This is a genomic window from Halomonas profundus (genome assembly GCF_020865425.1).
In the GTDB taxonomy this organism is placed as follows: domain Bacteria; phylum Pseudomonadota; class Gammaproteobacteria; order Pseudomonadales; family Halomonadaceae; genus Vreelandella; species Vreelandella titanicae.
The window spans coordinates 4,086,557-4,111,132 of record NZ_CP086344.1 but is presented as its reverse complement, the minus strand read 5'-3'; the positions used below and the strand labels follow the sequence as shown (position 1 = coordinate 4,111,132).

The 24,576-nt window shown below is 55.2% G+C and carries 20 protein-coding genes; 19 read left to right on the top strand and 1 reads right to left on the bottom strand.

What is annotated here, in order from left to right:
- Positions 1-8 precede the first annotated feature (8 nt).
- The 4 genes from pilV (at position 9) to LMS44_RS18780 (ending at position 3,149) form a co-directional block, all read left to right on the top strand.
- Positions 9-440, top strand: a complete 432-nt coding sequence (pilV, locus tag LMS44_RS18795; RefSeq protein ID WP_159177957.1) for a type IV pilus modification protein PilV — start codon at positions 9-11, stop codon at positions 438-440.
- Entirely contained in the window at positions 437-1,546 is a 1,110-nt protein-coding gene (locus LMS44_RS18790; RefSeq protein ID WP_159177327.1) for a PilW family protein, read from the top strand. Before pilV ends, LMS44_RS18790 begins: the two co-directional genes overlap by 4 nt.
- Complete coding sequence (locus LMS44_RS18785; RefSeq protein ID WP_022521987.1) at positions 1,546-1,977, top strand: hypothetical protein; 432 nt, start codon at positions 1,546-1,548, stop codon at positions 1,975-1,977. The genes LMS44_RS18790 and LMS44_RS18785 overlap by 1 nt, the downstream gene beginning before the upstream one ends.
- Positions 1,978-2,126: 149 nt before the next feature.
- Positions 2,127-3,149 (top strand): tryptophan--tRNA ligase, encoded by a 1,023-nt coding sequence (locus LMS44_RS18780; RefSeq protein WP_022521989.1) that lies wholly within the window; start codon positions 2,127-2,129, stop codon positions 3,147-3,149.
- Between the two features lie 139 nt (positions 3,150-3,288).
- On the opposite strand, the gene LMS44_RS18775 is transcribed toward LMS44_RS18780, so the two are convergent.
- Positions 3,289-3,807, bottom strand: coding sequence for an Hcp family type VI secretion system effector (locus LMS44_RS18775; protein ID WP_009287534.1), 519 nt, complete (start codon positions 3,805-3,807; stop codon positions 3,289-3,291).
- A 642-nt stretch (positions 3,808-4,449) separates the two neighbouring features.
- Between LMS44_RS18775 and tssB the strand changes: the two genes are divergently transcribed.
- The 15 genes from tssB (at position 4,450) to LMS44_RS18700 (ending at position 24,541) form a co-directional block, all read left to right on the top strand.
- Positions 4,450-4,959, top strand: coding sequence for a type VI secretion system contractile sheath small subunit (gene tssB / locus LMS44_RS18770; RefSeq protein WP_009287535.1), 510 nt, complete (start codon positions 4,450-4,452; stop codon positions 4,957-4,959).
- A gap of 53 nt (positions 4,960-5,012) precedes the next feature.
- On the top strand, positions 5,013-6,494 hold the full coding sequence (tssC, locus tag LMS44_RS18765) for a type VI secretion system contractile sheath large subunit (RefSeq protein WP_009287536.1): 1,482 nt from the start codon (positions 5,013-5,015) through the stop codon (positions 6,492-6,494).
- Between the two features lie 15 nt (positions 6,495-6,509).
- Entirely contained in the window at positions 6,510-6,941 is a 432-nt protein-coding gene (gene tssE / locus LMS44_RS18760; RefSeq protein ID WP_022521991.1) for a type VI secretion system baseplate subunit TssE, read from the top strand.
- An 18-nt stretch (positions 6,942-6,959) separates the two neighbouring features.
- Positions 6,960-8,723: a type VI secretion system baseplate subunit TssF gene (gene tssF / locus LMS44_RS18755; protein ID WP_022521992.1), complete on the top strand. Its 1,764-nt coding sequence runs from the start codon at positions 6,960-6,962 to the stop codon at positions 8,721-8,723.
- Complete coding sequence (gene tssG / locus LMS44_RS18750) at positions 8,687-9,706, top strand: type VI secretion system baseplate subunit TssG (protein WP_027956916.1); 1,020 nt, start codon at positions 8,687-8,689, stop codon at positions 9,704-9,706. Before tssF ends, tssG begins: the two co-directional genes overlap by 37 nt.
- A 3-nt stretch (positions 9,707-9,709) precedes the next feature.
- Positions 9,710-11,176: a type VI secretion system-associated FHA domain protein TagH gene (gene tagH / locus LMS44_RS18745; RefSeq protein WP_278370815.1), complete on the top strand. Its 1,467-nt coding sequence runs from the start codon at positions 9,710-9,712 to the stop codon at positions 11,174-11,176.
- Positions 11,173-11,712: a type VI secretion system lipoprotein TssJ gene (gene tssJ, locus LMS44_RS18740; RefSeq protein ID WP_009287538.1), complete on the top strand. Its 540-nt coding sequence runs from the start codon at positions 11,173-11,175 to the stop codon at positions 11,710-11,712. The genes tagH and tssJ overlap by 4 nt, the downstream gene beginning before the upstream one ends.
- A complete protein-coding gene (tssK, locus tag LMS44_RS18735; protein WP_039859546.1) occupies positions 11,712-13,046 on the top strand; it encodes a type VI secretion system baseplate subunit TssK in 1,335 nt (444 codons plus the stop codon). Before tssJ ends, tssK begins: the two co-directional genes overlap by 1 nt.
- A 3-nt stretch (positions 13,047-13,049) precedes the next feature.
- On the top strand, positions 13,050-13,895 hold the full coding sequence (gene icmH / locus LMS44_RS18730; RefSeq protein ID WP_022521997.1) for a type IVB secretion system protein IcmH/DotU: 846 nt from the start codon (positions 13,050-13,052) through the stop codon (positions 13,893-13,895).
- A gap of 8 nt (positions 13,896-13,903) precedes the next feature.
- Positions 13,904-16,525, top strand: a complete 2,622-nt coding sequence (tssH, locus tag LMS44_RS18725; protein WP_039859547.1) for a type VI secretion system ATPase TssH — start codon at positions 13,904-13,906, stop codon at positions 16,523-16,525.
- Between the two features lie 4 nt (positions 16,526-16,529).
- The gene (locus LMS44_RS18720; RefSeq protein WP_138799431.1) at positions 16,530-18,113 is read left to right on the top strand and encodes a sigma-54 interaction domain-containing protein; all 1,584 of its coding nucleotides are present in this window, start codon (positions 16,530-16,532) and stop codon (positions 18,111-18,113) included.
- A 62-nt stretch (positions 18,114-18,175) separates the two neighbouring features.
- Positions 18,176-18,769 (top strand): type VI secretion system-associated protein VasI, encoded by a 594-nt coding sequence (gene vasI / locus LMS44_RS18715; protein WP_223828105.1) that lies wholly within the window; start codon positions 18,176-18,178, stop codon positions 18,767-18,769.
- An 18-nt stretch (positions 18,770-18,787) separates the two neighbouring features.
- Positions 18,788-20,251, top strand: coding sequence for a type VI secretion system protein TssA (gene tssA, locus LMS44_RS18710; protein ID WP_190374644.1), 1,464 nt, complete (start codon positions 18,788-18,790; stop codon positions 20,249-20,251).
- A gap of 44 nt (positions 20,252-20,295) precedes the next feature.
- Positions 20,296-23,946: a type VI secretion system membrane subunit TssM gene (gene tssM / locus LMS44_RS18705; RefSeq protein ID WP_476488496.1), complete on the top strand. Its 3,651-nt coding sequence runs from the start codon at positions 20,296-20,298 to the stop codon at positions 23,944-23,946.
- Positions 23,930-24,541, top strand: coding sequence for a GNAT family N-acetyltransferase (locus tag LMS44_RS18700; RefSeq protein WP_476488495.1), 612 nt, complete (start codon positions 23,930-23,932; stop codon positions 24,539-24,541). The genes tssM and LMS44_RS18700 overlap by 17 nt, the downstream gene beginning before the upstream one ends.
- Positions 24,542-24,576: the final 35 nt, after the last annotated feature.

Below are 24,576 nucleotides of genomic sequence, written 5' to 3'. Positions count from 1 at the left end.
AGTGAATCATGAATTCTCAGCGCGGCTTTAGCTTATTGGAAGCGCTAATCGCACTGGTGGTTCTCTCGATTGGCCTGATCGGCGTTGCCGCCATGCAGCTTAAAGCACTGCAAAGTGCCAATGCAGGCTATCAGCGTTCGGTGGCAAGTGTTGCGGCTGTGGATGCTCAGGAGCGGCTTTGGGCTCAGCTAGCCACGCTCGAAACAGGCCAGACCTGCGAGGATGTCTACATCTCCGGCGTGCAGAGTGCATGGAAGGAACATTGGTTTCAAAATAGTGATGCGACACCGCTACGGGGAGCCTCTTCTTCCCACAGCTATATTGCAAAAGATGACAGTGGAAGTGATTGTCGCATTGACGTGACTGTGGCCTTGGGCGAGAACAATGACGATCAATTTAGCTACTTCTTTCTTCTTCCCAAGGTCGAGAGCTCACCATGAGGCAGCGTCAGCAGGGCTTTACACTGGTGGAGTTGATGGTGGCGTTGGCGATCGGCACGGTCATTATCCTTGGGGCTGGCCAACTGTTTCTAACGACCTTTCAGACCTTTCAAAATGTTGACAAGGTAAGCCGTAAGCAAGAGAACCTGATTTTTATTGCCCAGAGGCTTACCAGTGAAATTCGTCAAAGTGGGCCGGGTCGCTATACGTTACGGTGTGAACGGAATCAGGATGCCTGTAGCTGTACGGTGGCGGATCAGGAAGAGAATGGGCAGCCGCTGGTAAGTTTTCTGAAAGATGTACCGAATCATGATTCGCCAAGCCAGTGTAATGAGGACGAGCACGTGTTAGGCGAACTTGTGCCGGGTGATGCGCCGCTTTACCGGGTGGAACTGCCCTTAGAGAACAATGGTGAGGCGATTGTATTTCATGTCATGGAGCGACAGGGCATATATGCCAGCTTCTTTGATACTCCTACCAGTCAGAAGGGGAAGGGCGATGCAGTGATTGCGGGAGGTGCCGTGAGCGGGGCGGAAAATATCCTGGTAAGTGAATCAACGGTTAACTCAAATTTAGATCCATCGATTATCCCTTCTCCGCAATCAAGCGACTCGCATGATTACTATACAGGCTATATCAATAACATTAAAAATCTGGACGGCGTGATTGCTACCTGTACCGAAAACGAAATCATGTTTTCATCGGGCAAGGTCTTTTATTGCGATGGAAATATAAATAAGTTAAACGTGACTGAACTTAGTGGAAAGGTGGTCGTAGTAGAGCAAGACATTTCAATACAGCAGAATGATAACTCCTCAGTCACTGATGTCGCCATTGTCGCTGGTGGCGAAATTAATTTTAATGGCAATAATACCAATGCACTGTTTCGAGGACTTATCTGGGGAGCGGGTAGTGTCAATTTAAGCATGTCTGGAGTTGAGTTTGTTGGTAGTGTTATCTCCAATGGCTCTGTTGTATTCAATAATGTCAATAGTATTAATGCTGACCTGAGTGTTTGGGAGTTACTGTCAGTATATGGTTATGAGTTCTCTATGCGTCAAGCATTAGAGGGTTTGTCAGAAAATATCGATTTTGGTGACGACTGATGACTCTGCAAAATCGTCAGAAAGGCGCTGCATTGGTCATCGTCATGGCGCTACTAGCCGGGGCACTGCTACTGGGGACTGCCGGCATGCAGTCAGCAATCATAAATGAGCATTTGGCAGGTAACTACCGGATAGTGGCGCAAGCCAATATGAATGCAGAGTCGGCTTACGCAAAAGCGGTTGAGGAGAATCTCGAAACAATAAACTGGGGTAGTGAGTCTTATGACCAAAATTATATTGAAAAGATGAATTGGGAGAGTATCAAAGGGCTTGGGCAGGTCGTAGATCAGTGTGAGGGGGAGGCCTTCCTGTGTTTTTATTTTCCTTTGCTTGTTGATGGAGAAAAGTGCTTCGTCGCGTTTGGAGCTGTATATGATGATCAGGAAGAGCCACTTGCCTTTAGTGACCCCTATTTTCTTTTCATCGATTGAGCATTTCTTTCAGAATGATAACGGCATAATGCTCTTGTAAATCCTCACCACTCTCTGCGGATATTGTAAAACCAAATTCTGCCTGTCGCATCCCCAGGTTCATACAAGTATCATACGACAATGTACGTTCAATGATGAGCCTAAAAACCATGAGCCAGACCGCAAAAACCCGCGTCCTCACCGGTATCAACACCACCGGCACGCCCCATTTGGGCAACTATGTTGGAGCGATCAAGCCCGCCATTGAGGCAAGCCAGGATCCCAACGTGCAGTCGTTCTATTTTCTGGCTGACTATCACTCCCTCATCAAGTGCCAAGACCCTAAGCGGGTGCAGCAGTCTCGCCTGGAGATTGCCGCGACTTGGCTTGCGCTAGGGCTGGATACCGATAACGCCATTTTCTATCGCCAGTCTGATATTGGCGAAATTCCCGAGCTGATGTGGATGCTCTCCTGCGTATGTGCCAAAGGTTTGATGAATCGCGCCCATGCTTACAAAGCAGCGGTGGCTGAAAACGAAGAGGCGGAAAACCAGGATCCTGATAAAGGCATTACGATGGGCCTTTTTGGTTACCCTGTGCTGATGGCGGCGGATATTTTAATGTTTAACGCCAACAAGGTGCCGGTAGGGCGCGATCAGATTCAGCATATTGAAATGGCGCGCGATATCGCCGGGCGCTTTAACCATCTTTATAAAGGGCAGCACTTTACCCTCCCTGAGGCCGTGGTAGACGACAAAGTACAGCTGTTGAATGGCTTGGATGGGCGCAAGATGTCCAAAAGCTACGATAATACGATCCCGCTCTTTTCCGCTGAGAAAAAACTGCAGAAGCTGGTACGTAAGATTAAGACCAACTCGCTGGAGCCCGGTGAGCCGAAAGATCCAGACACCTGCACGCTGTTTCAAATCTACTCCGCTTTTGCGACACCTGAAGAGACCGCTAGTCTACGTGAGCAGTACGTGAACGGTATTGGCTGGGGCGCGGCTAAGGATCAAGTGTTTGAGTACTTGAATGCACACTTGAGCGCGCCGCGTGAACGCTATAATGCGCTGATGGAAGACCCGGCCCACATTGAGGCTGTGTTGCAAAAAGGCGCCGAACGGGCGCGGGAAGAAGCTGTTGTAACGATGGATCGTCTCCGTTCAACGGTAGGTTTGGGGCGGTTTGTTTAATCCCAGAGCCTTGGCGCAATACCAATAGCGAAACACCTGCAGCAATAGAGCAGAAACGACGAAGCCCCTTCCAAGTGGAAGGGGCTTCGCTTGTTTCAGGCCTTGTTTTTCAGGCCAGGGCTAGGCTATTAGCAACAGCTTAACCTTCGATCGGGGCGCGCCAGTCGTCGGAACCAGAGGTGCCAGCAACAGTGTGTTCCCAATCAATTTTACGGTAAGCCAGTGACACGTCCATCAACTGGGTGAATTCAGACTTGGTGATGTCTTGGGCGTGTGGCATACGCAGGTTGATGTCAACGATAGTGGCATCGGTCAGCGTGGTCGTGAAGAAGTGCTCCTGCTTACCTTCAACAGAGGTGCGGTACCACTTCAGCTCAACGTTGGGCAGCATTTCACCAGACGCTAGTGCGTTGTACATCAGCGGTACTGATTTGTTCAGGGCAACGGTAAAGATAAAGGGCTTGTGTGCACGCTGACCGGATGGCTGACCAGACTGCGGATCAGTGGGTACGGTAACAACATGCTTAAATTCTTGTACCAGCATTTGGTCTTCATGGCCCTCAACGTAGATGTTGCCTACGGAGTCAGGGGTAAAAGCGCCTGCTGTGATGTTGCCCTGAGTTTGGCCTTCGATGCTGATATAACATGGTGTTGGCATGGTCTGCTCCTTGACTGAAAAATTAAAGAAATGTCACGTGGACTCAGACAATAGAGCAATTTCAGGACCAGGTTTTTAAATTTGTTATATATCAATATGTTATGTGTTTGTTGTGTAGGGCGCTTCTTTCTGCGGGGCAAAAAGTTGCCTGTGCTGGGCAAGATATTGCCTGGCAGGGCAAGAACTTGCTTGCTTGCTCGTTACATCTACAAGCGCTTAGTAACGCTGGGTTGCATCTACCGTTACCTTGCTTTATGACTAAAGCCTTTCTTGGAATTTTAAGCAGAAATAGGGCCATGGGAGCAATATTTTTGCCGCTAAAAATGACGGCGCTGCCCATTTAAGCACCTCTCTTGTATGAATTTTGCTCTCCGTTTTGTAAGAAATCACTGACAGTTTTTGTAAGAGATCTCTTACAAATGCGGTTTTTAAGAATTAGTTTTAATTAGCTTCTTTTATTGTGCTGCTAAAATTCGCGAAAAAGGTCGTAAAACACGTCTTCTTGAAAGTCTTCTTCTCTCAGATTGTCGCAGTACCTGCTTAGAGCCATTTGGTACTTTCGGTGTAAATCCGGTACTTTCCCGCAATTAATAAGCATTCTTCTTTGAATCGAAAATGTTCTAATTTTTACGGGCGAAAACCATGGCTAAGCAAGGAACGGTCGCGCCGAAAGAGCGCATCAATATCAAGTATGTACCCGCTACAGGTGATCAGCAGGCCGAGACTGAACTGCCGTTGAAATTATTGGTGGTCGGTGACTTCAAGGGAGGCGAGGAAGATACCTCCATTGAGGAGCGTGAGGCTGTTTCTGTTGATAAGAATAACTTCCAGTCTGTTATGCGCGAAGCGAACCTTGGCTTGCAGGCTGCGGTTCCCAATCGGTTGCAAGAAGAGGGTGAAGCAAGCGATTTGGCCGTCAATTTGGAATTTAAATCACTCCATGATTTTGCGCCCGACAGTATCGCTCGGCAGGTGCCGGAGCTGCGTAAGCTAGTCGAATTAAGGGAGGCGTTGGTGGCATTGAAGGGGCCGCTGGGCAACGTACCTGCTTTTCGTGATCGTTTGCAGAAGCTACTCGAAAGTGACGAAACGCGTCAGCAGCTGTTGGCGGAGCTAGAGCTGCTTGATTCTGACCCTAATCGTAACGATTAAGCATTCTTATTTTCGTGCTAGTCCAGTAACCGGATTGTATTCGAGGCATCTCTATGAGTGATACGGCGCAAAAGAAAAGCCAAACGGTGGAAGCCCAGGAAGAGGTTTCTTTACTTGACCAAGTGATGGCGCAGACGCGTATGGCGCCAGCGGATGAGGGCTACGACGTTGCCAAGCAAGGCGTTGCCGCTTTTATTTCCGAACTGTTAAGCGGTGAGAACGCTGCCCCGCAGGTTAATAAAGCCGTTGTAGATAGCATGATCGTTGAACTTGACCGGAAAATTAGTCGGCAAGTTGATGAGATTCTTCACGACAATAGCTTTCAGCAGCTGGAGTCTGCGTGGCGTGGCTTGAAGCTGTTGGTCGACCGCACCGATTTCCGCGAAAACATTAAGCTTGATGTGCTTCACGCCACCAAAGAAGAATTGCTGGATGACTTTGAGTTTGCCCCGGAAATTACCCAAAGCGGGCTCTACCAACACGTTTATGCTGGCGGGTATGGTCAGTTTGGCGGTGAGCCGGTAGCAGGGATTATCGGGCATTATGATTTCACCCCCTCGACCCCTGATATGAAACTACTGCAGCACACGGCTGCTGTAGGGGCGATGGCCCATGCGCCGTTCCTGTCAGCGGTGGCGCCTTCCTTCTTCGGCATCGATAGCTTTGAAGAGCTGCCCAATATCAAAGATTTTAAAGCCATCTTTGAAGGGCCCAAGTACGCGCGCTGGCGTAGTCTGCGCGAGTCAGAAGACGCGCGCTATTTAGGTCTGACGGCGCCTCGTTTCTTGCTGCGGATGCCCTACGACCCGGTCGAAAACCCCATCAAGACATTTAACTATCGTGAAACCGTCAGCGAAGATCACGACCATTATCTTTGGGGTAATACGGCGTACCTGCTGGCCGAGCGCTTGACCGACAGCTTTGCAAAATACCGCTGGTGCCCGAACATTATTGGCCCCCAAAGCGGCGGTGCGGTTGAAAACTTGCCTGTCCACACCTACGAAGCGCTAGGTCAGTTGCAGGCTAAAATCCCCACCGAGGTGCTGGTAACGGATCGCCGCGAGTTCGAAATGGCTGAAGAAGGCTTTATTTCGTTAACGATGCGTAAGGGCAGCGATAACGCTGCTTTCTTCTCGGCTAACTCCGTACAAAAGCCCAAGGTATTTCCGAACACGCCCGAAGGCAAAGACGCTGAGACCAACTACAAGCTGGGTACTCAACTGCCGTATATGTTCATCATCAACCGCCTGGCTCACTACATTAAAGTGCTCCAGCGTGAACAGATCGGTTCATGGAAAGAGCGTCAAGACCTTGAGCGTGAGCTGAATACCTGGATCCGCCAATACGTGGCCGACCAAGAGAACCCGCCCTCCGATGTACGCAGCCGCCGCCCGCTGCGTGCCGCCTCTATTCAGGTGTCGGATGTCGAAGGCGATCCGGGTTGGTACCAGGTGTCTATGTCGGTGCGCCCGCACTTTAAGTACATGGGTGCCAACTTTGAGCTGTCGTTAGTCGGGCGTCTCGACAAGGAATAAGGGAACCTCTCCATCATGGCTATTAACCATGGCAGCCTGCTAGGTAGCCGTCTGTTTGAGCGTCTTGCGATGCCTGAACAGCCGTTAGCGCATGGGGAGGATGAGAGGCTGGCGGAAACTGTTGAGTCGATCAAACGACACTTAGTGGAGTTGCTCAACAGTCATCCGGGCAATAGCGCCTGTGAGCCTGAGTTGGGGTTGCTGGACTTCAATGATGCAACGATCGGCGTGCTGGATTTAGAACTGAATATCCAGCGCGCCATTCGGCAATGCATCGAACGCTTTGAGCCGCGGGTTCAGCACGTTGAAGTTGAGTCATTACCCAATAATGGCGATCCCTTACAACTGCATTTTCAAGTACATGCCACCGTAGCGTTAGGGCGAGATAACGCCCACGCCACGATCGACTTATTGCTCAATAATAAGCGCTATCAGTGTCTTAACTGATAGGCTTGCGAGGCCCGAATGCTAAATCGCTATTACCGGGATGAGCTCAATTTTCTGAAGCGCCAAGGGCGAGAATTTGCGGAGGGCAACCCCGGCCTGAGTCGCTTCTTGTCAGAGCGCAGTACCGATCCTGATGTTGAACGTCTATTAGAAGGCTTTGCCTTTCTAACTGGCCGTATGCGCGAAAAAGTGGAGGATGAGTTCCCCGAACTTACCCATTCGCTGATCAGCATGCTATGGCCGAACTACTTGCGCCCGGTGCCTAGCATGACCGTGGTGCAATTTACCCCTACGTGGCATGCGCTGAGTACCCATCAGCTCCTGGAGCGGGGTACGGAATTGGCCAGTAAGCCAGTGGATGGCACTACCTGCATGTTCCGCACTTGTCATGACGTGACGCTCTATCCGCTGGAGCATGCGGGGGTTGAGGCACGCCATACACGTGATGCCTCCATTGTTGAGTTGGCGCTTGATGTACATAGTGATCAGCCCCTCAGCGCGATGGGGATTGATACATTGCGTCTGCACCTGGGTGGAGACGCTTATACAGCGCGCACGCTTTACCTGTGGATGAGCCACTACCTAGCGCGCGTAGAGCTGGAAATTGATGGCAAACGGCTGCCTCTGCCCAAGCAGTTGCTGCAGCCGGTTGGTTTTGATCGCCATCATGCACTACTGCCCTACCCGAGGAATGTGTATCAAGGGTATCGGATACTGCAGGAATACTTGTGTTTTCCAGAGGCTTTCCATTTCTTTGATGTAACAGCCCTGAGCCAACACTTGCCGGCCATTCCCGCAGACAAAATTATTTTGCGCCTAGAGTTTGAGCGTACGTTACCGACCGACGCACGGGTGAGAGACGAGCATTTCGCTTTGTATTGCTCGCCGGCGATCAACCTGTTCTCTCACGATGCAGAGCCTGTTGATGTTAGCGGGGAGCGCAGTGAATACCGCATTCACCCCAATAGTCGATCTCCCGGACACTATGAAATTTTTAGCGTCGATAAGGTGGAAGGCTGGTTAGAGAACGAGACCGGTAAAGGGCGCGGTACGCCGCGTGAGTACGTGCCTTTTGAAAGCTTTCAACACCAAGTCAAGAGAGACCGTGGCAACGATGCCTCCTATTACCGTCTTCGCGTGCGCGACAGCTTGCGCGGGGATGGGTTTGATCACGACATCTCCTTTGTGCGTGGTGATGAGCGCAGCTACATCGGCATGTCCGAAACCGTCTCGCTCGGATTGACGTGTAGTAACCGAGAGCTGCCTGAGCGTTTGACGGTAGGCGATATTTGCTACTCAACGGAAGAGAGCCCCTCGTATGCCATGTTTCAAAATATCACCCGCCCCACGCCAGTGTTGCGCCCCACGCTGGATGGCAGCTTGCTATGGACACTGATTTCTAATCTATCGCTTAACTACTTATCGCTACTGGAGCGTGATGCGCTGTGTTCTGTGCTGCGTGCCTACGATTTCCGTGCCTTGGTCGATAGGCAGGCCGAGCGAGTGGCTCAAAAACGGCTGGCAGGCATTGTTAGCATTGAAACCCAGCCCATTGATCGGCTGAAAAGAGGGCTGCCCATTCGTGGTCTGCGTTCGGTCATGACGCTAGATCAAGATGCCTTTGGCGACGAAGGGAGTCTGTATTTATTTGGCAGTGTGCTGGCGCGGTTCTTCTCCTTGTACGCCAGCATCAACTCGTTTCATGAGCTGCATGTTATTAACCGTCAAAATCACGAGCGCTACAAATGGACCTTACAGTCGGGGCAACAGCCTCTGATGTAGCGCTTGCCCCTTTGATGGCAAAGGCGCGGCGTTACGATTTTTATCAGCTAGTAGAGCTTCTGCACCGTCATCATGGCGATGACCTAGAGTGCGCTCAGCGAGGCGCGCCCGCTTTTGAGCGCGTGCGCTATAGCGCTTCAGCGTCACTAGGCTTTCCCAGCAGTGATGTGCTCTCACTGGCTTTTCAGCCTGAGGGCCATTATGAGCTGGAAGTTAGCTTCTTGGGTCTGCAGGGGTCTCAGTCGCCGCTGCCCAGCTATTACCTTGAAACATTGGCACATGAGGCAGCCCACCACGACGGTGTTGCAGGCGATTTCCTGGATTTTTTCAATAATCGCTTACTGGCGTTAGTGCACCGCAGTTGGCGTAAATATCGCCACTACATCCGCTATCAGGATGGTGCTAGCGATGGGTTCTCGGCGGCCATTTTTGCTTTGGTGGGGTTGGCGGACAGTGACCTGCGCGTTGAGACGCCTATCAACTGGAGCAAGATGCTGGCTTATGCCGGTTTGCTGGCAGGCCGTTCGCGTTCACCCGAGGTCGTCTGCAGCATCGTAGGGCACTGCTTTGACCTTGATGATGTGCAGATTGAAGAGTGGGTACATCGCTGGGTTCAGATTCCGATGGATCAACGCAGCCGAAGCGGTATGGCAGCAATGACGTTAGGCAGCGATGTAGTGGCCGGTGAGCGCGTTGCTGATGTTAACGGCAAATTTGTGCTGGGTTTATTTGGTCTTACTTTGGAGCGTTTTCGCGACTTCCTACCCGATGGCAGGGAGCATGCTCCATTGCGCACCTTGGTTGAGTTTGTGCTGCGCGAGCCGTTGGCCTACGACCTCGAGTTAGAGCTGTTACCCAGCGCCGTAAAACCGATGCGGTTAGGCGATGCTGGCACCTGCCAGCTCGGCTGGACCACCTTTGTTAATCCCGAGTCCGGCAGCGCCTCAAAACGCCGCCGAGTGCGTATTCAGATGACAGGTTAAACAATGAACGCCAACCCAATTTCCGCTGTAACGCTGGTCATTGCCAATAGTGAGCGCCTAGAAGGCCGTTCAACAAGTAGTCATGTCTTTCATGAAGTCGGCGGCACCTTAGGCTGCTCAACCGATGATGACTGGTTATTGCAAGATCACGCCGGCCGAATTCGCCCGCAGCATGCCCAAGTGAGCAAAATTGACGGCAAGTTCTGCCTGATTGATAGCAGCGGGCACACCTTTATCAATCGCGCCACCCTGCCGATTGGGCGAAACCGTAAGGTCGCTTTGAGCGAGGGCGATGAAGTGCTAGTCGGCGAGTACCGTCTTAAAGTGCATTTGGGTGATCGGCAGAGTACTCAACCCGGTGCTCAACCTCTGGCCTCGTTAGTCAATGAAGAGCAGGAGGCGGTAGATGCGTATGGCCGCCCGTTGGTTCAAGAAGACCAGCCGCTACGTGCGGAAGCCGCAAAAAAAGAAGATCCCATGGAGGCTCTTGGCGGGGTAGCGCGTGGAGTGGGGCACGAAGACCCAATGGCCGCTCTCGACCCTCGTGCTGCCAATGCTCAGCTTTCCGAATCCATTGAAGAGATGCCTGAGTTGCTGGGTTCCGAGAGGCGCGTTGAAGGAAGTGTGGGGCGTGACCAGCAAGAGCGGCGCGAAGGCGCTGTTCGCATGCCCGCGATCAAACGCAAGCCAGGCAGCCATTCACCGGGCAGCCATTCACCAAGCGGTTATTCACCAGGCAGTCATTCGCCAAACGGCTATACAGCAGGCAACCAGACAGAGAGGAGCAGTAGCATGGATGAGCGGGCAATAGATGACCTCGAACGTTCCGTTGGCGAGCAGTTAGAGGATCGCTGGCAAAAGCCTAGTGGCCGTTCCCTTGGCCATGTGGGGGCCGACCCGCTATTAAGGGGGTTGGATATCGACATTCCCTTCCGTGATAGCGAAGAGCAGCAGGCGTTTCTTGAAGAAGCGGGCCATACGTTACGGGCTGCTATTAATGGCTTACGTGCTCTGCAGCAAACCCAAAACGATAGCAAATACCCCCTCCGGGATCGTCGTTTACAGCCTATCGAAGATAATCCCCTGCGCCTTGGCCAGGCGTACGAGGCCACTGTCGAGACGATGTTTTCGGCCCAGCGCAGCCCGGTTCACCTTTCGGCGCCCGAAGCAGTGGGGGAGTGCCTGCGTCATCAAGGCCATCACCAAGCGGCAGTTGAGGAAGCCATTGAGTACGCCCTAACCGCTATTTTGGATGCCTTTTCACCTGAAGCGCTGCTCAAACGTTTCCATGCTTATCGGGGGGCAGGCACCCGCATTGAAGATGAAAACAGCTGGGCCTGGGAAATGTACCGCCACTACTACCACGAGCTTAACTCAGGCCGCCAGCTAGGTTTCCAAAAACTGTTCTGGGAGGTTTTCGAGCAGGCGTATGACCAGTCTGTTCGTCGCCAGCAGCGGGAGGGCGCATGAGCAAGGCCAAGAGCCTCGGGCTTGTTGGGGTGCTTTTAGTGCTGCTGTCAATCACGGGCTGTGCCTCGACCCGTGAAGCAGCCGGTAAAGCCTGGGAAGTCATGCTAGACCCCTCGATACCGGTTGGCTATCCAGAAGATCAGCCCACGCTGGTCGATTTAAGCATGGTCGCAGAGCCCGATGTGAACCCAAACATCGATGGCGAGGGGACGCCGCTGCGCTTTCAAATTTTGCAGCTTAAAGATGACTCCATGCTAATGGCGGCTGACATGGATCAGTTAAGTGAGGATATGGAGGCGGCATTGGGCACGAACTATCTGACCCATGACGACTTCACCTTGCTACCTGGCCAGTGGAAATTCTACGAACCCTTCGCCATTGAAGAGGACACGCGCTATATCGGTTTGATTGCGTTCTACGCTGAGCCAAACGAGGCGGAGTGGAAGAAAGTCGTCAAAGTGAAGGCCAGTTCAGAGAATTATCACTTGCTGGTTCATCTGCGCAACAGTGAAGTAGAACTAAGGAAGGAAGAGTGATGGCCAGTCGCAATCGCGTGGTATGGAGTGAAGGGCTATTTATCAAGCCGCAGCACTTTCAACAGCAGCAGCGCAGCCTTGAAGGGTTGATTGATACGCGGCTTAAAGGGGTTAGTCACTATCTGTACGGATTTTTGACCCTGGAGTTGAACAACGAGTTTTTAAGCTTTGGCCGGATTGCGATTAGCCGGGCGAGTGGTGTCATGCCCGATGGCGTTGCTTTCCAATTGCCTGAGGATGATTTAGAGCCTTCTGCACTGGAAGTTGTTGATGCGGGCATTACTAACCAGGTGGTGTATTTAGGCTTGCCGCTAGCCACGGATAGCGTCGGGGAAGTGCGCTGGCCCGATGACGAACTGCCTGCACGTTATCGCCTTTCGCCGCGCAGCGTGCGTGACCTCCACTCCCGCGACGGTGATATGGCCGACCTGGACGTGGCGCGCGTTTCACCGCGCTTGTTATTAGAGCAAGAAGACCGCAGTGGTTATGCCTGCTTGGCCGTTACGCGCATTCTAGAGCGCCGCCCCGACGGCAGCTTGGTACTGGATGAGCAATTTATTCCCACCTTAATGAACGTGCAAGCAGCGCCAAGCCTGCAGCGGTTTGTGGGTGAGATGGCCGGTTTGATGCGAGAGCGGGCGCGCAATATTGCTCAGCGGCTGTCGACGCCTAATCAGGCAGGCGTTGCCGACGTGACCGATTTCATGCTGTTACAACTACTGAACCGCGCCCAGCCACGGTTTCAGCATCTGTCACGCTTGGGGCAAGTTCACCCGGAGCGGCTCTACGACACCATGTATGAAATCGCTAGTGAGTTGGTGACGTTTACCGATGAGTCGCGTTTGCCGCCTGAGTGCCCTGCTTATGACCATGAGCATCCCGAACGTGGGTTCCGGCCATTGATGCAGATGATGCGCCAAGCGCTCTCCACCGTGCTTGAACCCCGCGCTATCGCCATTCAGATACAGGCACGGAAATTTGGCTTACTGGTGGCGCCGCTTTCAGATACCAGCCTGTTCGAAACAGCCGAATTCATTTTGGCAGTGCGCGCCGATATGCCTAGCGAGCGCCTGCGTAAGCAGTTTCTACAGCAAACCAAAGTGGCCAGCGTCGAGCGTATTCGCGACCTTATTAGTCTGCAATTACCGGGTGTGCCCTTGGAGCCGTTACCGGTGGCCCCTCGCGAACTGCCTTATCACGCAGGCTATACCTACTTCCAACTCAGCCGACAAAGCGAAGCCTGGGGAATGCTGGATGGCGCAAGCGGTTTTGCCTTCCACGTGGCGGGCGAATTTCCCGGGTTGGAGATGCAGTTTTGGGCGATCAGGAGTTAAGCCATGCAAGATATTGCCACGCATCAAGATGACGCCAAAAACGACTACCCGATGGGTGAGCCGGTTCGCCATGAAGACCACATAAAAGACAGCGGCGTTGAGCAGTTGGTGCATAGCCATGCCCAACACCTGAATGCTGACGAGGACTACTGGTTTCGACTGCGCGGGCACAACTTAAACCCGCTGGTCGATGCATCGAGCAGCCTGCTGGGCATGGCGGTGCGCGTCCGACAGGTGGACGGCGCTGATGATCTCGAGCGCTTATATCGTCAGGTGGTGGACGAAATTGCCTCCATCGAAATTGAGCTAACCGAGCAGGGGTATGACCGCCCGACACTGCTCGCCTACCGCTATGTGCTCTGCTCGTTTATCGATGAAACCGTGATGGGCATGCCCTGGGGTCGCCAGAGCGTGTGGGCTGAGCACTCGCTGCTAGCGAGGTTTCATAACGAGACCTGGGGTGGCGAAAAAGTTTTCTCTATCCTCGCGCGGCTGCAGCAAGAGCCTCATCGCTATCGCGACATGCTGGCCTTTATCTATTTGTGCCTGTGCCTTGGGTTTGAGGGGCGCTACCGGGTGAAAACCCATGGTCGTGAAGAGTACGACCAAATTGTACGCGCGCTTGGCGATCAACTGGCGTCTCTTGATGAGCCGCCAGATGAGATGCTGACCCAGCCACTTAGGCATGTGGTGAAAGGGCGTGGCAAAGGGATGCACGAGGGGTTACCGCTGTGGGCCATCTTTGCCCTATTCGGCGTTACGTTGGTGGGTATTTATTTGGGGCTTTCTTGGTCGCTGGATCAGCAGGCTGAGCAAGTCAGAGCTTTACTCGATCAGATTTATCGTTAGGAGATAGCATGCTTAGGGTAGAGCTACCGGCGCTTATTAGTCGACTGAATGGAATTTCTCGTCATGGCCTCGAGCAGGCCGCCGTGCTGTGCGCAGAGCAGCAAGCACCGGAGGTGACCACCGGGCACCTGCTGCTGGCGCTGGTCGACCAGCCGCTATGTGATGTGCGCTTACTGCTGGAAACGCTTGATATTGATGTCGAGGAGCTGCGCGCACGAATGGCTGAGGAGAGCCGTCCGCCTCGTGATCTTGAGGTGTCGACACCCAGCTTTTCGCCGTTATTGGTAGAGCTGCTGCAGGACGCGTGGTTACTGGCAGCCACCGAGTATGGACATCAAGCGCTTCGCAGCGGCGTGCTTTTCACGGCGCTACTGCACAACGCCCCGCGCTATTTAGGTCCGAAGAGCACGGCGCTACTGGAAGATATCAATCGCGAAAATCTACGCCGCCACTTGGAGCGTCTTACGGCCGATTCAGCCGAAGCACCTCGGGAGGGTGCCGACGCTAAACAACGCCAGGCTGCTCATCCTGCTGGCGATGACAGCGCACTCGCCCGTTTTGCTACCTCGCTGACCGAACAGGCGCGCAAGGGTGAGCTTGACCCTGTGCTGGGGCGTGACCCGGAAATCGACCAAATGCTCGATATCCTGGGGCGTCGGCGCAAAAACAACCCCATTGTGATTGGCGATGCCGGGGTGGGTAAAAGTGCTGTGGTAGAAGGTTTAGCAGCACGCATTGTGGCGGGACAAGTACCCGCTGCGCTGGCAGGTGTTGAGTTGCTGACCCTTGATCTAGGTGCGCTACAAGCCGGTGCCGCGGTGAAAGGCGAGTTTGAAAAGCGCCTTAAAGCGGTGATTGACGAAGTCAAAAACGCCCCTCGTCCCACGCTGCTATTTATAGATGAAGCGCACACGCTGATCGGTGCTGGTAACCAGGAAGGCGGCGGTGACGCGGCCAACTTGCTCAAGCCCGCCCTGGCCCGGGGCGAGTTGCGTACTATCGCCGCTACTACCTGGCGTGAGTACAAAAAGTACTTTGAAAAAGACCCGGCGCTGTCGCGACGCTTCCAGCCCATTGCGCTTTCCGAGCCAAGCGTTGAGCAAGCGCTGGTCATCCTGCGCGGTTTGCGGGATGTGTATGAGCGCGCCCACGGCGTGCTGATCGGCGATAGCGGCCTGCGTGCTGCCGCTGCGCTTTCTGCCCGTTACCTGGCCGGACGGCAATTGCCTGACAAAGCCATTGATGTGCTGGATACCGCCTGTACCCGATTGGCGCAGGCTCTGGATACCCCGCCCCGCAAGCTAAGCCACTTACAGAGTGAACATATCGCCGCGCTACGTGAGCGCGATCAGGTCGAGCGTGAACGTCTGCTGGGGCGCGAACCGGATAGTGAACGCCACCACGACTTAACCGAACGCTTAGCCAAGCTGGAAGAGGAGTTGGCAAGCCTGGAAACTGCCTGGCAAGCGCAGCGCGAATGCGTCGATGCCATTGTGGCGCTACACCGCCAACTGCTAGAGGCAACGGATAATGATTCCGTTGATCAACTGCCCGAGGGCGTGCATCAAGAACTCGCCGAACGGGAGCAGCAGCTGGCCCAACTGCAAGAGGCGTTTGCGCTGGTTAATCCCAGCGTTGAAGAGGCGCAAATTGCTCAGGTGATTGGCGATTGGACCGGCGTACCGGTCGAACGCATGACCAGCGACGAGCTAACCCGCCTCACCGAACTGCCGACCCATCTGGATGCGCTAATCCAGGGGCAGGGCAGTGCGATTGAGCGTATCCATCGCCACTTGCTAACCGCGCGTGCGGATCTCCGTCGCCCGGGGCGGCCATTGGGCGCATTTCTGCTGGTAGGCCCCAGCGGCGTGGGTAAAACCGAAACCGTGGTGCAAATTGCCGACCAGCTGTATGGCGGTCGTCAGTTTCTTACCACGATCAATATGTCGGAATACCAAGAGAAGCACACGGTTTCACGTCTGATTGGTTCGCCGCCGGGGTATGTCGGGTTTGGCGAGGGCGGGCTACTCACCGAAGCGATCCGTCAGCGCCCTTATTCGGTGGTGCTGCTGGACGAAGTCGAAAAAGCCCATCCCGATGTGCTTAACCTCTTCTACCAGGCGTTTGATAAAGGCGAACTGGCCGACGGGGAAGGGCGCGTTATCGATTGCAAAAACGTGCTGTTCTTCCTGACCTCTAACCTGGGCTACGAAGCCATCGTTAGCTATGGCGATGACCCAGCAGCGCTGGATGCCGCGCTCTACCCGGTGCTGGCTGAGTTCTTTAAACCGGCGCTATTAGCGCGTATGGAAGTGGTGCCTTACTTGCCGCTGGACGGCGATACCCTGCGTGACATCGTCAAGGCCAAGCTGGATACCTTGGCAACACGCATCCGTGAGCGCCATCGCCATGCCGAGGTGGTGCTGGATGACAGCCTGGCCGAGGCAATTTGTAAACGTGCGACGCGGAGTGAAAACGGCGCACGCATGCTGGAGTCGGTGATCGACGGTGAACTGCTGCCGCCGCTTTCCCGTGCCCTGCTTGAGCGTATGGCACGGCGCGAGAACGTTAGCCGGGTAGTGTTGGGCACGGATGCCGACAGCGGTGTCTTTACTGCGGAGGTGGCATAGCGCCATGCAGGTAAAGGCTCTTGACCAGCGCAATGCTAGCGAAGCGCAGCCTTTAGCTGGGCTGGCGGCTATGCCCATGGCGCTTGCGTTGGTTGAAAGTACCACACCACGGGAGCTGCGCTTACGCAGTCGGCAACTGCTGGGTAATAGCCTGGGCTTGGCGTGGGTGGAGTGCCTCTATCTAGACAGCAGCGGCCGCTGGGTGGGCCGTGATAATAGTGAGGCGCGCTTCAACTGTGATGAGTTTAGTCACCCCTACGCCCATGCCATCCGCAGCGGTAAACCGGTGACACTGGGCGTGGGGGAAGCGCGTACCCGGCTTGATCATCCCGGTTTTCAAGCCCAAATAGCCTCCCTCAGTGGCGACTTGCGGCTACACGTGAGGCCGTTACGACTCCAGGACAGTTCGCGGGAGTGGCTAGGCGTGCTGGCCTTCGTCACGGAAGCGGCAACCTTGACGAACCTCATGGAGTGTAGCGATTTTGTCGCTTTTGAGGCCCTGCTGTGTCGGTTGTGGTCGCGCCTGGCAAGCAGTCAGGGAGAGCGTCAGAAATCAGCGGTATTGCGTGACTCGTTAGCCAAGCTCAACGACAACACCCGGCGCCAGGGGTTAGCGGCCAAGCTTGCGAGTGATTTGCTGGGTAACTCCATCGCCATGCAAGAGCTTCGGCAGCAGGTGATTCGTGCGGCCGAAACCAATTTAGCGGTGCTGCTCCAGGGCGAAACCGGTACCGGCAAAGATCTCGTGGCGAGAGCGATTCACCGTTTCTCGGCGCGCGCCAAGGCGCCGTTCATGGCGATTAACTGTGCCGCGATCCCCGAATCGCTGCTGGAGTCGGAGCTGTTCGGCCACTCCAAAGGGGCGTTTTCAGGCGCTGACCAGGCCAGGGAAGGGCTCATCGCCCAAGCCGACGGCGGTACGCTGTTTCTGGATGAAATCGGCGATATGCCGCTAGCGCTGCAAGCCAAACTGCTCAGGGTGCTGGAGAGCGGCCGCTATCGGCCCCTAGGGTCGAATGAAGAACGCTGTGCAGACCTACGTCTTATTGCGGCTACCCATCAGCCGCTACGCGAGCAGATCAAACAGCAGCGGTTTCGCGCTGACCTCTACTATCGCTTAGGCCAATTCCCGCTTTCGCTGCCATCGCTGTCGGCACGGCGTGAAGACATCGGTTTTCTGGCCGAGCACTTTGTTGCTGATTTCTGTGCACGGGAAGAACGCAGTGAGATGGGCATCACACCCGCCGCGTTGCGGCAGCTAAAAGAGCGTGATTACCCCGGCAACGTGCGTGAGCTCAAAAACTTGATCGATTATGCCTGCGCCATGACCCCCGCCGGTGGCGATATTGAAGCCTTGCTCCTGCCCAGCGATACCGCCAGTGGCGCTGATTCAGCGACATCAGAAGCCAGCGGCACGCTGAATAAGATCCATGATCTGCGCCAAGCGGTTCGCGATTATGAAGCGCAATTGATTAGCCAGCGATTGCTTTACTACGGCGGGAATCGTGCCCTTGCAGCAGAGAGCCTGGGAATACCCAAGCGAACGCTCTCCCACAAATGCCAATTGCTAGAACTGGATGCTAAATGAAAGTGACATTCGTAAGTTGCCGATGGCAGCACAGGCTATTGATTTGCCTCTGGCTACTAAGCATGAGCAGCGCACTACAAGCAGAGGATAGCGCGGCGGTATTGGAACAGGCGCATCAGTGTGGCCAAGAAAGCTCCCGTTTGGATCGCCTGGGGTGCTACGACAGTCTGTTCCTGGACGAGCAGAGCACGCCAAGTGATAGCGCTGAATTGCCGCCACTTTGGCACGCAGTTGTCAGCCAAGAGGAGAAACGCAATCCCGATGACTTTGGCCTGATAGTCAGCGCCGAGGGAAGCCAAGTATTAATGACGGTGCCCGCGCGGGGCACAACGCCTCCGCGGCCCGTATTAGTACTGGCCTGCGAGAAGTTAATTACCCGCTTCCAGGTGCACCTGCCCAATGCCTTGGATACCCCCCGCGTGTCGTTGCGGGTCGTCGCGGATGGACGTGATGTCTCTCAACAATGGCGAGTGCGCGATGACGGCCACGTGGTAAGCGGTGGGCGCGGCCTGCCCGCCATTGAAACGCTGCGGCAATTATTGAGCGCCAACGAGCTTGTGTTGAGTAGCGACGCAGCGGCTCTGGACGGGCTGCGTTTTGATGTATCAGGACTGCGTCAGCAAATTCAACCGCTTCGCAGCGCCTGTCGCTGGTAGTGGGTATAGGAGTTCGTGATGCGTATAACGGCGGATAGTCACCTTGAACCCCTGCTAGCGCCTCTGCCTGCCAATGAGCAGGGCGAGGAGATCGGCGTTGTGCTGGAGGACAGCGCCGACTACCTGCGCCTTGAGGCTGAAATGATGAAGGTCGGCTCATTGCAGCACCAAGACGTTGATTGGGATACGGCAGAAGCATTAGCAATCACTATGCTTAGCCATAAGGGCAAAGACCTAAAGGTGTTGGGACACTTGCTGCACTGCCTGCAGCATGAAGGCAATGGCGTGCGTTTCGCGCTTTCCCTAAGGCTGCTGGCCGGTTGTCTTGAAGCCTGGTGGGCGTTGGCATACCCCTTCAATGGCGCACGTGGGGCTAAGTTGCGGCCCAGGCTGTTCCAGCAATTTACCCAACGCACGCTGAAGCTTGCCGCGGGCCTCGACTTTCATAATGCCGAGGATGAGTTTCTGGCCTGCCGCCACTCGTTGGAAAACCTGCAAACGTTAGCCGCGGACAAGCAGTTGCCCGCTGACTCACTTGACGAGCTGATGCGCCTGCTGGATGAAAAACAGCCTAATCAAAACCGTGCTGCATCGGACTCTCAAGGCGGCAACGCGTCCGGTGGCGATGCACGGACGGCCGCGTCTTCTTCCTCCAGCGGGGCTGAAAAGGTTGAGCAGCCCGGTGGGGCAAAAGTCCCCGAACTGCGTCTGGAGGCGGGCAATGAGCGCGCCAACCGCCAGTCTCTGCTCAAAATGGCCGATTTTCTAAACGAGCAAAACCCGGGCGAGCCGCTGGCATACCGCTTGCGTCGCTATGCCATCTGGAGCGCCATCCAGGCGTTACCTGCTGCAAGGGAAGGGGGGCGTACCGAGTTAGCCCCTGTGGCTGCTGACCGTGTGGCGGATTATCGAGAGGCGCTTTCCCGGGGCGGTGACGAAGCGCTTTGGCAGCGCATAGAGAAAAGCGTTGCGGTCAGCCCCTACTGGCTAGAAGGACACCGCTTGAGTGCCGAGCTGGCCAAGCGCCTAGGGCGGCCGCGCTGCGCTGAGGCTATTCGTGATGAGTCGGTGCGGTTCGTGGAAAGGCTCCCCGGTATTGAGTCGTTAACGTTTAACGATGGCTCGCCTTTTTTAGATAAAGAAACGCAGCAGTGGCTGTATAGCGGCGCGGGCAGCGGCGCAAATGACGGCGCCGGTGGCGGTGAAGCATGGCACGCGGGGTTAGAGGAAGCGCGTAGCTATATGGGGAGTGAAGGGTTAGGACCTGCCTTGCAGGTGCTTGACCAGGGGTTAGCGTCGGCACGCTCCTTGCGCGAGAGCACGTACTGGCGCTTGGCCAGCGCTGATTTGCTGCAGGAGGCGGGGCTAGAAACGCTCGCCCAGCAGCACTACAGCACGCTGCACCAAACTGTTAATGAACTTGATTTAGAGCAGTGGGAACCAGCGCTGGTTTCGCGGCTTCAGGCATCGCTTAGGACATGACAACGATGATCGACTTTATCACTAGGGACGAGGATTAAAGGCTCATGTGGGGAACATTGAAATCAAAGCTGAGCCGCTGGGTGCCCGGCTTTTCACGTGCACAGAGCACTCACAATCGCGCCAAAGCGCAAGCTAACAGAGTCAAGGGGTTAGGGCGGCTTTCCATGGCCATGTGGGGCGTATTAATCGTGCTCCTATTAGTGGCTATCTGGTGGTTAGGACCTAGTTGGGAAGTGCGAGACAGCTACCCATTAGGCCCCTGGGTCAATCGGTTACTGGCCACCTTGGCGCTGGTAACGTTAGTGGCGGTGATTTGGGGCGTTCGGCTTTCCCGTCGACTGCGCGAAGCCGATGAGCTCGCGCAGGATATGGAGTCGCAGCAGTCAGACCCCATACAGGAGAGTATCGACCAGCAGGAAACTTCGCTGAACAGCGTGCTATCCGAAATTATTGATAGTGTTGGCGGTGGGGACAGCAGCCGCTATCGCCTTCCCTGGTATTTGGTCATGGGGGTCGAAAACGCGGGCAAAACCAGCTTGGTCAATCGCTCGGGGCAAAATTTTGCGTTGTCCAATGTCATGAAAGCCTCTGGCATCAGCAGCAAGAAAAACCGCTTTGGTTTTGACTGGTGGATTGGCGATAAAGCGATACTCATCGACCCTGATGGTGAGTTATTGACCCAAGGCGCACTGGAAACGGGCGAGCCTGACGAACTGAATAGCCGCCTATGGGATCACTTCACCGAGTGGCTAGAGCGTAACCGGCCACGCCGCCCGCTGGACGGCGTTGTGCTGGTGTTGGATCTTGCCCGTCTTAGCCACGCCCAGGTAGCCGTTCGTAAAGCGTACGCGACGCTGTTACGTAGCCGCCTGCGCGAGTTGATGGAGCGCCACGGCAGCCGACTACCGGTTTACGTCACCTTCAGCAAAATGGATTTGCTGCACGGTTTTGACGATTTCTTCCGCCATTACTCCCGTGCTGCACGGCGGGCGCCGTTAGGCTTTACCTTCTCGGCTAAATCCATTGATACACCGGGACAGTGGGAAGAAGAGTTCGCCGCCGCTTACGACAATATGCTGGAACGCCTTAACCGCGCAATGCCCACCATGCTGGCAGAGTGCCGTGACCGGGAAGAACGGGAGTCGGTGTTTCGCTTTGTGCGCCAGCTAGCAGGGCTGCGCGATGTGCTGCTCGGCTTCCTCACCGAAGCGCTCTCCAGCGACCGCTTTTCCACCGCGGCGATTGTACGCGGCACTTATTTCACCTCGGTTTATCAGCAGGGGGTGCCTGAAGATCCTTTCGTTGATGCCGCGGCCCGCCGTTATGGCATGCCCGAAAGTGTTCAGCCAGCGCACCGTGCCACGCGCAGCGCCCTGTATTTCACCGAAGAGCTGTTTGAAAAAGTTATTTATCCAGAAGCTGGCCTGGCCGGTGACAACGCCAAAGTAGCCCGCCGCCGCCAGCGCACTCGCCAGGCGTGCATCGTCGGTTGCATGTTAGTGAGTGCGGTAATGATCGGTGGGTGGAGTCATTTCTACCAGAAAAACGCGACCTCGCTTTCCACCGTCGAGCATCGGGCGGAAACTTTCCTGGCCACCCATCCCGAAGAGTTTCAGAGCGACGACCCAACGGGCTACGAAATGCTGGCGCCGTTGGATCGCCTACGCGATGCGATGCAAACCTTCGAGGGCTACCGTACACACACACCTTTCCTTGCTGATATGGGGCTTTATCAAGGCCACATTATTGGTGGCCAGTTAGAGAATGCTTACCTCGCCATGTTGGAGTACCAATTCCTGCCGGCGTTGATGGTGGGCATCATGGATGACATGAACCGCGAAGAAGAGGGCAGTAACGCCAAGCTGGCGCTGCTGCGCATTTTGCGCATGATGTCTGACGCCAGTGGCCGCCAGCCCGAACGCGTACACGACTTTATGGCGCAGCGTTGGCAGTCGGATTTCCCCCAGCGTGGTGAAATCCAAGACCGCTTACTGGCTCATTTAGATTACGCCCTGCAGCACAGCGATTTGGAAAGCCGGGTTGCCGCTGGTAATCGGCGCGCTGAATATGCCATGGCGCCACTACGCGGCAGCTTAGTCGCCGCGATTGACGACCTATCACGCCTGCCGATGGATGAGCGGGTCTACGCCACCATGAAAGCTGACAGTAGCCGTCGCGGAGACCCTCTCGACCTGCGCCGTCAGGTGGGGTCGATGTTCAACACGGTGTTTATGGCGCGTAACGATGAGCCCTCGTATGTGCAACTGCCGTATCTGGTTACCCGGGGTGGCTTCGAAAATCACTTCCTGCAACAGCTTGATAGGGCAACCGAGCTAGCGCTTATCGACTTGTGGGTATTGGATCAGCGCGAAGACATCAACTTCAGCAACGCTGACCGTCAGCAACTGCAAAACGCCCTGCGTGACTATTATGTCAGTGACTATCGCGTGAGTTGGCGTGATGCCCTGCGCAACACCCAGCTTGTGCCCCTGCCGGACATTCATCAGGCAGCGGTGGTCGCCGATGCGCTGGTCAGCGCAGAGCGCCCGTTAGACCGTCTGTTAGCAGCGGTCGAGCAGAATACCCGTCTCTATCCGGAACTGCCTGAAGATGACGAGGAAGCCCGTGAAGCGCTACAGCGCTCACCGCGCTATCAGCTTGCTCACGATATCGAGCAGCAGTTTACCGCGATTAACAAGCTCTCCAATCCTCAAGAGGGGGATCCCTCCTCCCTGGAAGAGATCAAATCGGCGGTAACGGAGCTGCGCGATTACCTGCTTGATATAGAAGAAGCCAGCGACCCAGGGCGCGCCGCTTTCATCGGCGCGCGTGACCGCTTATCGCTGCGCGGTGATGACCCAATTTATCGCCTGCAGCGTATTGCTGACAGCTCGCCCGAGCCTGTCGCAAGCATGTTGAAAAGCCTGGCGGATCAAAGCTGGCAGCTCATCATGGCAAGCGCTATCAGTCACCTGGAAAATATCTGGATAGATGAGGTAGTGGCACCCTATCAAGAGCGTTTAGCCGGGCGCTATCCGCTGGTGCCCAGTGCAAGCCGGGATGCTTCGCTAAGCGACTTTGAAGCCTTCTTTGCTCCTGAAGGTATCCTCGACAACTTCTATCAGGATAACTTGCAGCCCTTTATCGAAGGTGCGCCTGAGCAACTGGTGGATACCCAGGGTAATTCGCTACTGCGTGAAAGCGTGTTTGCCGCCGTGTCACAGGCGGAACAAATTCGCCGTGCCTATTTTGGCCCTGATGGTGCGCTAGACGTCGAGTTCGCTCTTGAGCCGATCAGCTTAAGCCCCGACAAGCGGCGCAGTGTGATCAGTGCCGATGGCCAGCTCATTGATTACACTCACAGCGCCAGTAGTCGGGTCTCCATGATTTGGCCAAATACGTTGCGTGGCGGCACGGATAGCCGCATCACCATGGTGCCCAGCCAGGTAAATCACTCGCCGCGGAGTATAACCCGCGATGGCGCCTGGGCTTGGTTCCGGCTGTTGGAAGAGGCAAACATCACCAGCGTTAATGAGCGTGAGTTAGAGCTACGTTTCAACGTGGACGGGGGCGCTATGCGTTATCGCCTATTTACCGATAGCGCCCCCAACCCCTTTACCCGTTCGCCCGCCGCAGGCTTCCAGTTACCGTCGGCACTCTATGCAGAACGAGGGCCCTATGCTGACGAAACTTAAGCAGTGGCTCTCCCCCTCAGCTAGCACGACCCATGACCACCCAGGTGGTCATGTGGATAGCGGCCCTGATGTTAATGGCCAAGCATCTTCCCGCGCGCTTGAAAGCGCCCGCGAAGGGGATATCGATAGTTTTATCGAAGCCGTCCAGCGTGCCGATGCAAAAGGGCATTCGCCCTGGGTACTGCGTGACAAGGCCTACCTGGATACGCTGCGCCGTGCTCTGGAATTTACCTTGCATCGCCGGGTGTGGTTGCAGCGCGAGCAAGAGCACGTTGAGCACTGGCAGGGGCGTTTACTCGCCCTGCGCCATGGGGATGGCCCGCCCCTGGGGATGGTGTTGGCGTGCCGACCCGATGACGAAGCCGCCTGGCAACTGCGCTTCTTCTTTATCAGCCAAGAGTGGAAAGGCAGCGGCCATGGCGCACGCCTGCTGACCGCTGCCCGGCTGAGTCTAAGCGGTGTACCGCTACAAACGCGGCTACCACTGGTGTGCCACACGGCGATTCAAAGCCTGGAAGCGGCGGGGTTTCAACGCATGTACGTCGATGCTTTTGAGGTGGCGAGCTACGAAGCGCCAGCGCAGTGGGATGAATAAAACAGCAGCGGAGGAACAGTAATGGGGCGAAATAG